The organism is Ferrovum sp. PN-J185, assembly GCF_001581925.1.
Classification (GTDB): Bacteria; Pseudomonadota; Gammaproteobacteria; order Burkholderiales; family Ferrovaceae; genus PN-J185.
In genome coordinates, this window is record NZ_LQZA01000002.1 from 266,170 (window position 1) to 280,534 (window position 14,365).

At 41.4% G+C, this 14,365-nt stretch carries 7 protein-coding genes and 1 tRNA gene; 6 read left to right on the forward strand and 2 right to left on the reverse strand.

Features of this window, described 5'->3' with window-relative positions; translation table 11 throughout:
- Positions 1-2 precede the first annotated feature (2 nt).
- The 5 genes from FV185_RS06005 (at position 3) to FV185_RS06025 (ending at position 3,120) form a co-directional block, all read left to right on the forward strand.
- Positions 3-1,220 (forward strand): cytochrome b, encoded by a 1,218-nt coding sequence (locus FV185_RS06005; RefSeq protein ID WP_067495007.1) that lies wholly within the window; start codon positions 3-5, stop codon positions 1,218-1,220.
- A gap of 10 nt (positions 1,221-1,230) precedes the next feature.
- Positions 1,231-1,965, forward strand: a complete 735-nt coding sequence (locus FV185_RS06010; protein ID WP_067495010.1) for a cytochrome c1 — start codon at positions 1,231-1,233, stop codon at positions 1,963-1,965.
- A gap of 29 nt (positions 1,966-1,994) precedes the next feature.
- Positions 1,995-2,594 (forward strand): glutathione S-transferase N-terminal domain-containing protein, encoded by a 600-nt coding sequence (locus FV185_RS06015; RefSeq protein ID WP_082787056.1) that lies wholly within the window; start codon positions 1,995-1,997, stop codon positions 2,592-2,594.
- A 2-nt stretch (positions 2,595-2,596) separates the two neighbouring features.
- Positions 2,597-3,019, forward strand: a complete 423-nt coding sequence (locus FV185_RS06020; RefSeq protein WP_067495017.1) for a ClpXP protease specificity-enhancing factor — start codon at positions 2,597-2,599, stop codon at positions 3,017-3,019.
- A 25-nt stretch (positions 3,020-3,044) separates the two neighbouring features.
- A tRNA-Thr gene (locus tag FV185_RS06025) sits at positions 3,045-3,120 on the forward strand.
- A 103-nt stretch (positions 3,121-3,223) separates the two neighbouring features.
- Here the strand turns inward: FV185_RS06025 and FV185_RS06030 are convergent.
- Together FV185_RS06030 and FV185_RS06035 are read right to left on the reverse strand one after the other, a co-directional pair.
- Positions 3,224-4,399 (reverse strand): ISL3 family transposase, encoded by a 1,176-nt coding sequence (locus FV185_RS06030; protein ID WP_067495020.1) that lies wholly within the window; start codon positions 4,397-4,399, stop codon positions 3,224-3,226.
- Positions 4,400-4,432: 33 nt separating this feature from the next.
- Positions 4,433-5,263 carry an IS30 family transposase gene (locus FV185_RS06035; protein ID WP_082787057.1) on the reverse strand — a complete coding sequence of 277 codons (831 nt, stop codon included), beginning with the start codon at positions 5,261-5,263 and terminating at the stop codon, positions 4,433-4,435.
- A 352-nt stretch (positions 5,264-5,615) separates the two neighbouring features.
- On the opposite strand from FV185_RS06035, the gene FV185_RS06040 reads away from it, so the two are divergent.
- Positions 5,616-14,365 (forward strand): autotransporter-associated beta strand repeat-containing protein (locus FV185_RS06040; protein ID WP_067495025.1); only part of this gene is annotated, 8,750 nt, incomplete at its 3' end.

A 14,365-nucleotide genomic window follows, 5' to 3' on the forward strand; every position in this document is an offset into this window, starting at 1 on the left:
TTATGAGAGCCACATTATCACGGTTACAGCACTGGATTGACGATCGTTTTCCAATGACTTCAGTCTGGCGCGATCATTTAGCGGAGTATTACGCTCCTAAAAACTTTAATTTTTGGTATTACTTCGGTTCTCTAGCCACCATTGTTCTTGTGATGCAAATCATCACAGGGATTTTTCTGACCATGAACTATAAGCCAGATGCAAAATTAGCTTTTGCATCGGTGGAATACATCATGCGTGATGTGGATTATGGTTGGTTAATACGTTATATGCATTCCACTGGTGCATCGATGTTCTTTGTGGTGGTGTACTTACATATGACTCGTGGTATGTTGTATGGCTCCTATAAAAAGCCAAGAGAGCTAATTTGGTTATTAGGTATGGCCATTTATTTTTGTCTTATGGCTGAAGCATTTTTTGGTTATTTATTACCTTGGGGACAAATGTCCTATTGGGGAGCGCAAGTTATCGTTTCTCTCATTGATGCCTTAAGCCCACCTCTGGCCTTATGGATTCGTGGAGATTATGTGATTGCAGATGCCACACTCAATCGTTTTTTTGCTTTTCACGTTATCGCCATCCCCTTATTGTTATGTGTTCTCGTGTTTTTACATATCGTGGCATTACATACGGTGGGTTCCAATAATCCTGACGGCATTGAAATCAAGAAAGTAAAAGATCCGAATACGGGTATTCCCTTAGATGGTATTCCTTTCCACCCTTATTACACGGTGAAAGATTTAATGGGATTGATGGCGTTTTTTATTATTTTCTTTGCCATTGTCTTTTTCTCACCGGAATTTGGTGGCCACTTTTTGGAGGCCAACAACTTTATTCCAGCCGATCCATTAAAAACTCCGCCACATATTGAGCCGGTTTGGTACTTCACTCCTTTTTATGCCATTTTGCGTGCTATTCCTCAAAAGCAACTTGGCGTAATAGCCATGGGATTATCAGTTGCTATCTTTATGCTCTTGCCCTGGCTTGATCGTGGCATAGTGAAATCCATTCGTTATCGTGGGAAACTCTACAAAACAGCTTTATATTTGTTTTTTATTGCCTTTTTAATATTGGGTTATATGGGCACGCAAAACCCCACTATTTGGTATGTTAATCCAGTATCTAGAGTATGTTCTGTGGTGTACTTTGGCTTTTTCTTCCTGTTACCTTGGATAAGTCGTTTGGATAAAACAAAGCCTGTGCCTGAACGGTTGACTTAATGAGGGGCTGATGATGATAAAAAAAATAGTGCCGTTCATTTATCTAGTGATGTTAAGCGTCACTACAGTTGTTGCTCACGCTGAGGAAGAAGTGCCGCTTCAACATATTAGTATTAACGGAACAGACTATGCGTCCTTACAAAGAGGGGCTGAACACTTTATTAATTATTGTGTGACCTGTCATGGTGCAAAGTTTGTTCGTTACGATTTATTAGAAAAAATTGGTTTAAATAAGCAACAGATTGAAAAAAATCTCATTTTAACGGGCTCAAAAATCAGCGACAGTATGGTAGTGGCTTTTAGTTCCAGAGATGCAAAAGAATGGTTTGGCGTAGCCCCCCCTGATTTATCCGTTGAGGCAAGAGTCAGAGGCGCTGATTGGTTATATTCTTATTTAAAAGGATTTTACCAAGATGATTCGCGCCCATCAGGTTGGAATAATGTGGTTTTCCCTAATGTGGCAATGCCCCATGTTCTTTATGCGCTTCAGGGTACCCAAGTATTGGCACCTAATGCGGATCGTCAACACTTAACTAAAGAGAGTCTAGTATTAGAAAAACCCGGTAAATTAACCGCTGCAGAGTATGATCAATTCGTTTATGATCTTGTAAACTATATGTCTTTTATGGCCGAGCCCAATCGGGAGACTAGAATTCATATGGGTTATGGTGTCATAATCTTCTTAATTTTGGGCTTTGCCCTCTCCTATGCTCTGAAAAAAGAGTTTTGGAAAGACATTCATTAATTTAACGCCTAGCACACGAGATAATAGTTATGATGACATTGTATTCAGGCACCACGTGCCCCTTTAGCCATCGCTGCCGTATCGTTTTATACGAAAAAGGTATGGATTTTCAGATCATTGATATTGATTTATTTAATAAGCCAGAAGATATTGGCATTATGAATCCTTATAATGAAGTACCTATTTTGGTGGAAAGAGATTTAATTCTGTTTGAATCCAACATTATTAATGAATATATTGACGAGCGTTTCCCTCATCCGCAATTAATGCCAGCTGATCCTGTGATGCGTGCCCGTGCTAGATTGTTCTTATTCCGTTTTGAGAAAGAACTCTTTAATCAAGTATCTATTATTGAAAGTGGTAACGCTAAATTGATTGATAAGGCGAGAGCCTCAGTTCGTGATAGCTTAGCTCAAATTGCACCAGTATTCGTTAAGCAAAAATTCATGCTTGGTGAAGAATTTTCCATGTTAGATGTCACTATTGCTCCACTCTTATGGCGTTTAGAGCATTACGATATTACTTTGCCAAAGAGTGCTGCTCCACTACTTAAGTACGCAGAAAGATTGTTTGCAAGACAAGCGTTTATTGATTCAATGACGCCAGCAGAAAAAGCAATGAGGAAATAAGTATGGCCACATCAACCAAACCCTATCTTGCGCGAGCTCTATGGGAATGGTGTTGTGATAACGGATTCACGCCTCTAATTCATGTGACCGTTAATCAGCAAACCCGGGTACCTATACAGTTTGTTAAAGAGGGACAGATTGTGTTAAATATCAGTCAAAATGCGACCCGTGGTTTGCAAATGAGTAATGACTCGATTCAATTTAATGCGCGTTTTGGTGGTGTTTCTCAAGAAGTTAATGTACCTTGGTCGTCTGTTTCTGGGTTATATGCAAAAGAGACGGGTGAGGGTATGTTCTTTGATATCGAGCCTGACGACTCAGAGGATATTGAGTTGGATAATTCGGCTGAAATAGCATCAACATTAGAGGTTGAAGTAGCATCACCCAATAAAAAACCAAGGCCTAACCTGACAATCATCAAGTAATCAGGTATCATATGCGTTTTACAGGGCCGGCATAGCTCAGATGGTAGAGCAGCTGATTTGTAATCAGAAGGTCGTGAGTTCGATTCTTACTGTCGGCACCAATAAAATCAATAACTTACATAACAGACACTCTACCTAATCCGGCTCTTTCCCATTTAAGGGGGCAGTTTTAAGGCTCTTTCCCATTTAAGGGGGCAGTTTTAATCATCCACAGAGCACCTTAACACGCACTCTGTAATTCTCAAAGTTTCTAAATCCATAAGCTCTTCTCTGAATCAGTTTCATCTTACGGTGAAACTCTTCTGTAATACCGTTAGATTTACTAAAACGCCACATTCTCGCAATCTCTTCTTTCCATGAACTGAGTGTTTTACCTAAGGCAGATAATGGTTTAAAAGCACTTTGTTTTAACTCAGTTAGCATATTTAGGAATACAGGAATCACTTCACGACACGCCTGTTGCGTTAAAGCCCTTTTCATTAACAACGTATGAAGTTGTTGTTGGAATTGATAAATAGCTGCAATAGCTGGATGTTGAGCTAAGAACAGATCTCTTTTGGCCTTTTTATCTTGACTTAGGTTGTCCGGCCTTGTTCTCAATAACGCCAAGATCCCTCTATTGCTTTTTATCTCACTACAGAGTTCTCTGTACGTCATCATGCACTGATGTTGAATTAAACGAATCACATGAAACCTGTCGCTAACAATTAATGCATTAGGGAAGTACTTTTTAACAATAGAGCGATAGGTACTACTTAAATCCATACAGATGACCTTAACTTGCTCCTTGCCGGGTAACTGATGCAAATAGCCCTTTAAGTCCCCCTCACTACGGCCACGAACCACATCAAAGATCCTATGCTTTCGTAGATCACAAAGCGTGGTAGCAAACCCCTCTTTCTTACTAAAGAAGTGTTCATCAATACCAAGCACTAATGGACAGACCTTAGTTAAGAGCTCTCCATGCTGTTGTTGGTAGTGACGTTGATACCAACGTTCTATGGTGGCTTTGCCTTTATTGTAGCGTTCAGCCAAGTCTTTTTGAGATACACCACGACTATGGTCATGAAATACTGCTGCCTGAGCTCGCCAGGTAGCACGTTGATATTTATTAATACCTGGGAATTGTTGGTTACCATAACGACAACAGGTATGGCAGTACAACTTATAGGCTTTAAACCTTAATATACTGCGCCTATGGCCTATTAGTTCATGATGAACTGTTCGTATATAGGATGCCTTTTTACGTACCTGTTTACTGTGGCAGTGGCTACAGCGGGCTAAGCGGTTATATTTCACATCTAATAATAAAGGTTGATAACCACTTACTTTTACTATGGAAAAACCAGGTAAATTTAGGATAAGATTGTTCTTGGGCACTTTAATCTCCTTTTTGATCGCAAAATCAAGGATTTAGTTTAGACTAATTCGATTAAGGTGCCCCCTCTTTTGGTGTGGAGCCATTAAGCCATTGGTATTCTCATTTGTTCCGCGCTCCCATGATGCATAGGGGTGTGCAAAGTACACGTTGGCTTCTAATTGTTGAGCGATTTCCTGATGCCCCGCAAATTCTCTGCCATTATCTACGGTAATAGTTAACACCTTGTTTTTATGTGGGTTTAATAACTCAACTATCGCGCCACTAACGGCATCAGCGGTTTTTCTTACTACTTTATGAATTAGGGTTAGTTTAGACTGTCGTTCCACTATACTCACCAATGCTTGTTTATGATTTTTACCTATGATCGTATCTCCTTCCCAGTCGCCAATACGACTTCGATCATTGACTACAATAGGCCGCTCTTCAATAGAGAGTCGATTGGGTATGGTTCCACGGCGTTCTAACAAACCATAACGCTTCTTGTACTTCTTTTGGCAACGTAGACACTTCCACAGTATCCCATGTTGCTCTTTATCTTGATAAACGCGCTGATAAATAGTCTCATGGCTAATATCCACAAAAGCACTAATTTGTTCAGGACTCCATTGCTCCAAGAGCTTAGATTGGGCCCATTGCCAGTCTTCAGTGGTGATTGTTCTGGCATTTGCTACCCGTCTTCTTTGAGACTTGTGATGAGCCTGTTTGGGACGGTATCCTCTCAGGCCACTATTTCTGCTTATTTCTCTACTAATGGTAGATTCACTACGCATCAGTATTCGGACAATCACTTTTTGAGTAATTCCTGCCCTTTTAAGGGCATAAATCTGGTATCGTTCTTCTTGGGTAAGGTGGGTGTATGTCATCTGTACAATTTCGACTTGGCGGTTAAAGGGGTATAAATGCTACCGCATACTGCCCATTTAACCTACCGGTTCTAAAAATTGCACTTCATGTTTGAATTCACCATAATTTTAATTATATTTAAAAATTAAAAAATATTTTAAATATATATCCAATATAATATCTAACCTTTTGTTTTTTATATATTTTTATTTGTTATTTAAGTTATTGGTAAGTTTAAATAATCAAAAAATCTTAATTATTTGCTATTTTTCTTGGTTCTCGTAAGGATTTGTAAGAAAACTCCCTGTTGTTTTTGCAATAATTCACAAAACAATAAAAATAAGATTTATTAAAAAAGTATTTGGAGTTTTTTTGATCAAACCACCCTTACAATTTAAGCTGCTGGTAACAATAGCGAGCTTGTTTAGTTTAGGCGCCCACGCAGCCCCTGCTGTGACGGCTTTGCCTGGGGGTGGAGTGGTGTCTGCAGGGAATGCTGTGATTAGTCAGAGTGTGGGAGCCAATAGTGCTTCAATGACCATTAATCAGAGCAGTCAACGTGCTGTGATTGATTGGAACAGTTATAACGTGGGTCAGAATGCCACGGTGACTTATAATCAACCCAATAGTCAGTCTTCTACCTTAAATAGAATCAGTGACCCTAATGTCAGTCAGATCTTTGGTCAGATCAAATCCAATGGTGAAGTGGTATTAGTTAATCCTCAGGGTGTGTACTTTAGTCCTTCAGCCAGTGTAAACGTTGGGGCCTTAGTGGCAACCACTAATAATATTAGTGATAGCGATTACATGAAGGGTAAAGCCACCTACAGTGAGAATGGAACAACAGGCTCTGTGGTGAATGAAGGAAACATCACTGCAGGCCTTGGTCGTTATGTGGCCTTATTAGCCCCCGCTGTCAGAAACAACGGCATCATTATTGCTCAGATGGGAACAGTGGTTCTGGCTGCAGGCAATACTATTACTCTTAACTTTAATTCAGGTAATCACTTAGCATCGATTACCGCTACCCCCAGTCATATTAATGCGTTAGTGGAGAACCACAATGCAGTGATTGCTCCAGGTGGATTAATTATCTTATCCGCCCGTGCTGCGAATGAATTAGTGGGAGAGGTGATTAACCAAGGCGGTAAGGTGAGTGTTAGTAATCTTGCTCTAAACCAAGTGGGTGGACGCATTGTTATTGATGGCGATAACGTTAACCTCAATAACCAATCACAAACCTTAGCCCAAGGTAATAGCAATGGTGGTCAGGTAAGTATCACTGGTAACAACATCGCCTTAAACGCTGGATCAACTGTTAATACTTCCTCAACCAACCAAGGTAACGGTGGTTCTGTGTACGTCATGTCACAAACCCACACCACAGTGAATGGTTCAATCAAGAGTCAGGGTGGAGTCAATGGTGGTAACGGTGGCGTGGTAGAAACCAGCTCACACGGATCACTCACCATCGGTAGTCAAGCGAACATTAATGTCTCAGCACAAAACGCGCAGGGTACGAATGGTAACTGGGTACTAGATCCCTATAACTTAACCATTGATAGCACAGCAGCTTCTGTCATCTCTCAAGCATTAAACACAGGTAGTGTGACTTTATCAGTGAATTCCGCAGGATGCTCTAGTGTAGGAACCTGTAGCACTGGTGCAGGAGACCTTATTATTAATTCAGGTGTGGTCATTCAAAAAACCTCAGGATCACAATCTACCCTTAACTTAGTTGCTGATGGCGCTGTTATTAATAACGGTACCATTACCGGTACCCTATTAGATGTAAACATCCAAGCTGCTCAAGTATTATTAAATGCCGGTAGCCAAATCAACGCTAACCAAGTTAGCGTGACATCAAGCCAAAGCTTTGTTAGCTACGGATCAATAAATGGGATGGGTAACAACCCTCTCATTAATATCCTTGCCGGTACCTTCGATTTGTTTGGTGTGATCACTGCCAACAACACCCAAGGTTCAGCAGGGAGTATTACGATTACCACCACCAGTGGTAACTTGAACCTAGAGTCAGCTTCTCAATTAACAGCTAATGGTAGTCTCAATGGTGGCAGTATTACCCTGGGTACAAATAACATTGGCACCATCAGCTCTCAAGGATATATTCAAACCAATGGTGGAAATGGATTAGGTGGTACCATCAAGTTGGGTAACAGCCCCTCCATTAATTTGAGTAACAGTAACCTCAACGCAGACGGCCAAACCGGTGGCCTGATTAGTCTCTCCTCCAACACCGGTGACATCACCCTACAAAATAGTATCATCCAAACTAACGGTCAAGCAGGACCCGGTGGAACAATCTTAATCTCAGGTGCTAACTCCACGAGCTTAACCAACAACACCATTATTAATGCCCAAGGTTTAACCCAAGGTGGGACCATCAAGATTGGTAACGATGCAATCAATAAACTGATTCCCTTCTCAGCCATTACCACATTAGATAGCACTACCACTCTTAACGCTCAACAAACGGATCCCACCAACATAACTAATGGTGGCTACATCGAAACCTCAGGTCACACCCTTAACCTACTCGCCTCCATCAACGCAGGTCGAGGAGGGATGTGGTTGTTGGATCCAACAGATATCACTATTGATGCAACAACAGCCGCAAGTATAGAAACTGCATTAAATAATAATACCGACGTAACCATTCAAACTACATCGTCAGGTTACACTTGTACAAACGCCACTTGTTCAAATACCACTAGTTCTGGGAGTGGAAACATTACAGTTAGTGCGTCAATTACTTCTACTGGGAGTGGAAACCTGACGCTTTCTGCCTATAACAATATAACAATTAGTGCGGCAATAAATATTGGAGGTGCTTTAACTCTCACAGCATATGGTGGGACGACGAGCTATAACGGTAATGTAACGTTAGCCGGGGATACAAGCTTAACCACCAATAACAATAATATAATTTTTAATTCAAACGTAGATGGAACAACAGCAAATAGTCAAGCGTTAACCATTAGTAACGGGACAGGAACAGTAACCTTTACCGGGAGTATTGGTGCAATAGTCCCGCTTTCTTCAATTTCAATTAATTATACAAACGCAACAGCTATTAGTACTGGTAATGTCAATTTAGGTGGGTCAGTTACAACTTCAGGTAATCAGTCGTTTGGTGGTAATCTCGTTTTGACCGCAACAAATATTAATCTTACTTCTACAAATAACGGCAATGTTTTGATAATTGGTAATGTCAGCGCCAATTTAATAGAGCCAACCAATAACGATTTGATCGCCTTTTTAGGTTCGGGTGTATTTGAATACTCGACCAATGCCGGGCAAAGCTACACGACACTAACTTTAACCTCAACACCTCAAAGTATAGGAAATATTGGTAGTTTTTCATATAGCGGTAATAGCTATATATTCACACCCAATGGTAATACTACAAACTACTATAATACTCTATTAGTTGCAGGTGGTGGAGGTGGGGGTGCCAACTATGGTAATGAAGGCGGCGGTGGCGGTGGCGGCGGCGGTGTTGGTGTTGGTACCCTTAATTTAGTAGGTGGTGTTTCTTATTCTATAACTGTTGGTGCGGGTGGATTGGGTAGTAGTTCACCAAACAGTCAAGGTGCTAATGGTAACAATACTTCTATTGTTGGCGGAATAGTCAGTGAAATTGCTGTAGGTGGCGGTGGAGGGGGAACTGGTAGTAGTTACGGCACTTATTCAACCGGTCTTGGAGGCGGTTCTGGTGGTGGAGGTAATGGTTATAGTTCAGCCCATTATGGTGGTACAGGATATAACTCAGCTTATGTATATATGCCTTCTAATATCAGTATTCCTTGCACACTTGTATGTAGCACAGTAAATACAGCGACGAGTACTCCTAATATTGCTGTTACTCCACTTCAAGGTACACAGTTAACCTATTATGGTAATGCTGGAGGGTCTGCGCAAAATGAAACGGGTGGTGGTGGTGGTGGTGGTGCACTTAGTGTGGGTCAAGCAAGCCCTCAATACAATGGTGGTAACGGTGGTTCCGGTATACCCTCAACACTTTTAGGTACATCAACAGTCTATGGTGGTGGTGGCGGCGGCGGCCATTGGATGTGTACATTTAATGCTGTCACTTGCGCGGGTGGTCTTGGTGGCGGTGGTGGTGCTGGCAGTGGTGGTGGTCAAAGTGCTGGCAATGTGAACGGTAATTCAGCAACAGCTAACTCAGGCGGTGGCGGTGGCGGTGGTATTGGTGGTCAAGCTACCTCAGGTGGAAATGGTGGTTCAGGGATTGCTGCCTTTGGGTTTGGTACGGTAACTGGAACGCTATCTGGAAGTTCATTAACTATTAATAGTGGTAGTGGAAAAACAACTATTGGTGGAATTAGTACAAACTTAATTGCTATCAATATCACGTCATCAAATTCTGCTAACCAAATATCAGGATCCATTAGTGGACCAACCAATTTGAGTTTTACAGGTGCAGTGGCAGGCTCACCGGGAACACTCATTTTAACTGGTACAAATACTTATACAGGTATTACCACTATTAACTCTGGGACGCTACAGATTGGTATTTCGGGCGGAATAACAGGAACGGTAGGTACGGGGGAGATTGTTGATAATGGTAATCTTCTGTTTGTAACTAATGGCAGTTCGGTTGTTAATAATCTAATTACTGGATCAGGATCAATCACTAAGCAGAGTAGTAGTTATCTGACATTAAATAATTCCAGCAACCAGTATAGCGGTGGCACCACGGTTAATGCAGGAACATTAATTGTTGGTAATAATAATGCCTTGGGTACAGGAACATTAACCTTATCTAATGGCACAACATTACAAGCTGGAGCGACAACAATTGGTTTAAGTAATCCGATAGCTTTAACAGGTGCTGCGACGATTAATGCGCCGAGTTCAGATACCTTAACCGTATCAGGTGGCATAACAGGTGCATATGGTTTAACGATAAATGGAACAAGTACCTATACAGGTACAGTAGTAATTAATAACAGTAACAACACATCTACAACCACAGCTGTTCAATACGGTACGTTACAGATTGGTGATGGAATAAACGCTGGTTCCTTAGGAAGTGGAGCGGTAACCAATAATAGTTCTCTAGTCTTTGATTTACCTAGTAGCGGATTAGTGGTATCAAACAACATAGGTGGAAGCGGCACGCTGACATTGAGTGCTGGTAACCTCACCTTAAACGGAGCCAACACGTATAGTGGTGGCACGACGGTTGATGGAGGTATTCTTACCATTACTAACAATAGTGGTTTAGGAGCGACGACGGGCACTGTTCAGGTTAATAGTGGAGCAATACTTGATTTACAGAATGTGGCTGTTGGAGCGAATCCAATGACACTATCTGGTGGTACGGTTAGAGATACGACCAGTAGTTATGCAGGGAATATCACCTTAACGAGTAATAGTACGCTCTCTGCAACGAATGCTGGTGATGTCTTAACTTTATCTGGAGTGATCTCCGGAACGAATTATGGTGTTACCGTATCAGGGTTAGGAACGGTAGCATTAACGAATGCTAATACTTATACAGGCACCACAAGTATTAGCTCAGGAACGTTGCAGTTGGGTTCAGGTGGATCGATTGCTAGTGCGAGTGCCTTAGTGATGAGCGGCACAGCCAATTTAGACTTGTATGGGAATAATCAGACGTTTGCCTCATTAACAGGTGGAGCGAGTGATGAGATATATAACTCTAAAGCCAGTACCACATCAACATTAAGTGTAGCGGGAGGAACGACTACCTTTGCTGGAGTGATTAAAGACAATATAGGCAGTGGTGGTGTGGTTGGCTTGACTGTACAGGGCGGACAACTGACCCTGTCTGGTGGAAACACTTTTACTGGTTCGCTGACTGTAAGTAATGGAACAGTTAACCTTGATGGATCTAGCGCAAGTGCAATGAATGGCACAAAAAATATAACTATTGAAAACAATGGTGTATTAGCGATATCTGGAGGTGGTTATAACCAGTTAAATGGAACAGGACTTACAGTAACAATATCATCTGGTGGTGCGCTTGAAAATACGCAGATTGGCACTGGTGGTATAGGGCAGACTTTATCTGAGCCTGGCGGCAGTAGTACAATTAATCTTCAAGGTAATGCCACTATCTCTGCTGTAGGGGCAGGAGACACTTACGGATCATGGACATTTCATGGATCTAATACAATCAATCTAAGTGGTACTAATAATAGTATTACCGGTGGCGCAATAGCCAATGACGGTACTTTAACTGTTAATGTTACTGGTCCGCAATCAATTTCCTCTGTTATTGAAAATTCCAGTGGTAACCCAGGCTCGTTAAAAGTTACGGGTACTGGGACATTAACGTTAAGTGGAGCCAACACGTACAGTGGTGGAACAACGGTGAGTGGTGGAACGTTAGTTGTTGGTAATAACAGTGCGTTGGGTACGGGAACTTTAACCTTAGCTAACGCTACAGCATTACAAGCTGGAGCAAGTACTATTGCATTAAGTAATCCAATAGTCTTAAGTGGTGCGGCAACGATCAATGCACCGAGTTCAGACACATTAACTTTGTCTGGTGTAATAACAGGTGCAAATGGCTTAACGATAAATGGCTCAAGTACCTATACAGGTACAGTGGTACTAAGCGGTATTAATACCTATAGTGGTGGAACGACGGTTAATGGTGGTGTGTTAACGGTTAATAGCGTTGCAAGTATAAATTCAGGTATTAGTGGTGTTGTACTTAATGGTGGAGAGTTATTATTTAACATTAATAGTAATTCAGGAACATTTACATTATTAAATACTGTAGGTAATCCAGTTACTTTTTATAATAATCTCTTTAGAAGTAATATTAATCCTCAATATACATTTACTGCTGGAAGTAGTGGTGATGTCACTCAATTAACGTTACAGCTTAATAATACTGCAGCATATATTAACCCAGCATCACAAATGGCTCCGTATGTAAGCGTTACTTTGACATCGGGTGGTAGCACTGTAGGAACATTTAACTACTCCTCATTTAACAGTACAACTAATACAGTTACGTTAACGGGTAATGCAAATATTGTTGCAGGTGGAAGTTATACATTAATTTTAGGTGGACAGAATGTAGCAAATACAGGTTTCAATCAGACATCTACGAATTCAACAACAACTTCGCAGTTCACAGGAAATCCATATGGTGGCTATCCTATAGTTTCTCTTGTTGGGGTGGCGCAAAACCTCGTTATGAGTGGAGTCATATCAGGAATTGGTGCTGTAGTAAAACAAGGATCGGGAGACTTAACCTTGTCGGGAGACAATACGTATAGTGGTGGAACAACGGTGAGTGGTGGAACGTTAGTTGTTGGTAATAACAGTGCGTTGGGAAATGCTTCTGTATCAGTAGCAAGTGGTTCTAGCTTAAACGTAAATGGGTATACGATAGGAAATATAATCAGCGTAGCAGGGACAGGAGTAAATAACTCTAGTGTAGTATATAACGGTAATACTAGTTCTTCTGGCTCAGTTGGTGGTCTAGTACTTACTGGAGATAGTACTGTTAGTGCTGTAAATGGTTTAAGTGTAGCAGGATCAATTACCGGTGCTTACAATCTAATAATCAATTCAGGTAGTTCTACAGTTAACCTAAATGGTACGGTAGGTAGTACAGCTGCTCCTCTTACAAGTCTAACCATTAATGGTTCGAATACAGCTTATATTCAAAACAATATTACTACCTCACAAAACGTTAACTTTAATGAAAACGTTGGTTTATTAGGTGGTGATGTATCAGGTGGCACCATCACGCCAATAGTAATAACCAGTCAAAACGGTAATATCAGCTTAGTCGGTACACTCACCTCTGGTGCAAGCAGTAAGACCCAAGAACGCTCCATTACCGTAACGGCTAATAATGGTTCAGTAACCTTTAACGGCCAGGTAGGTTCTCCATTAAGCACTTTATATAGTAATTACAGCAATGTAGTAGCTATCTCACCTTACCAATTAGTGGTTAGTGCAGCGACTATTAATATCAATGCTGATATCACCACATTAAATGCACAAACTTATAATGGTTCTGTGGTGATTGGAGATAATGGCACAAACGGTATTATTAGAACGATTATCTCTGTAGACCCACAGGTGTACTTTAACGGCACAGTAAATGACACAACAGCTGGTGCTCATGTACTTGACGTAGCAGCAACCACAAACAGTTCTGTTGTAATACCAATGATTGCCTTTATGGGTAATGTGGGTAATAACGCAGCATTACAGAGCCTAACAGTTGGTACAGGATGGCAAGATACTCAGGCAACTGCTGATATTGGTCAAATATTATCCGGTAAGTCTAACTACAATGGTCAAGTAATTATTGCTGGCAATGTCACTACCCAAGGTTCACAAAGTTATACAACTGGACAAATTCAGTTAGGAAATAATGGTACTGGACAGAACCAACAGTTGACGATTACAGGTAATGGCAACATTACCATGAATACCAAAACTTCAGGCATAGCACCTTTAGGGACCGGATCTACTTTAACAGTAAATATAAAGGGAGCAGGTACCCTTAATGCTGATGCACAAAGCAATTTAGCCACATCAGGGATCAAGTATACAGACAATACCGCTGCAAACAGCAGTATAGCTAACCACTTCTCAGGTGGAAATATTGCATCGCAAACCAATATACCAACACCAAGTACGATCCCTGGAATGGGTAATACGGGATCAACTACTGGTAATGTAACGGTAGGTAATACTCAATCAGTTGATGGCGGTGGTGATTCAGGAAATACCCAAGTTGCAAGTAATGACACGGGTAGTGGTTCATCATCATCGAGTGATCAATCAGGATCTGATTCATCAACTGCTCCAGGTAGTAGTGATAAAGCCAAAAAATCTGATAAGAAAGATAAAGAAGAACAGCAAGCCAATAACCAGAATGGTGGCGGCAATAACAACGCCGGTGGCAACAAAGGTGACAACGGCAACGGTGGCCAACAGCAAGCCAATAACCAGAATGGTGGCGGCAATAACAACGCCGGGGGCAACAAAGGTGACAACGGCAACGGTGGCCAACAGCAAGCCAATAACCAGAATGGTGGCGGCAATAACAACGCCGGTGGCAACAAAGGCGACAA

Bases quoted from the DNA above. Each gene is read 5' to 3' on its own strand.
- FV185_RS06035 (WP_082787057.1), bottom strand. From the start codon at position 5,263: ATGACATACACCCACCTTACCCAAGAAGAACGATACCAGATTTATGCC.
- FV185_RS06005 (WP_067495007.1), top strand. From the start codon at position 3: ATGAGAGCCACATTATCACGGTTACAGCACTGGATTGACGATCGTTTT.
- FV185_RS06010 (WP_067495010.1), top strand. From the start codon at position 1,231: ATGATGATAAAAAAAATAGTGCCGTTCATTTATCTAGTGATGTTAAGC.
- FV185_RS06020 (WP_067495017.1), top strand. From the start codon at position 2,597: ATGGCCACATCAACCAAACCCTATCTTGCGCGAGCTCTATGGGAATGG.
- FV185_RS06015 (WP_082787056.1), top strand. From the start codon at position 1,995: ATGATGACATTGTATTCAGGCACCACGTGCCCCTTTAGCCATCGCTGC.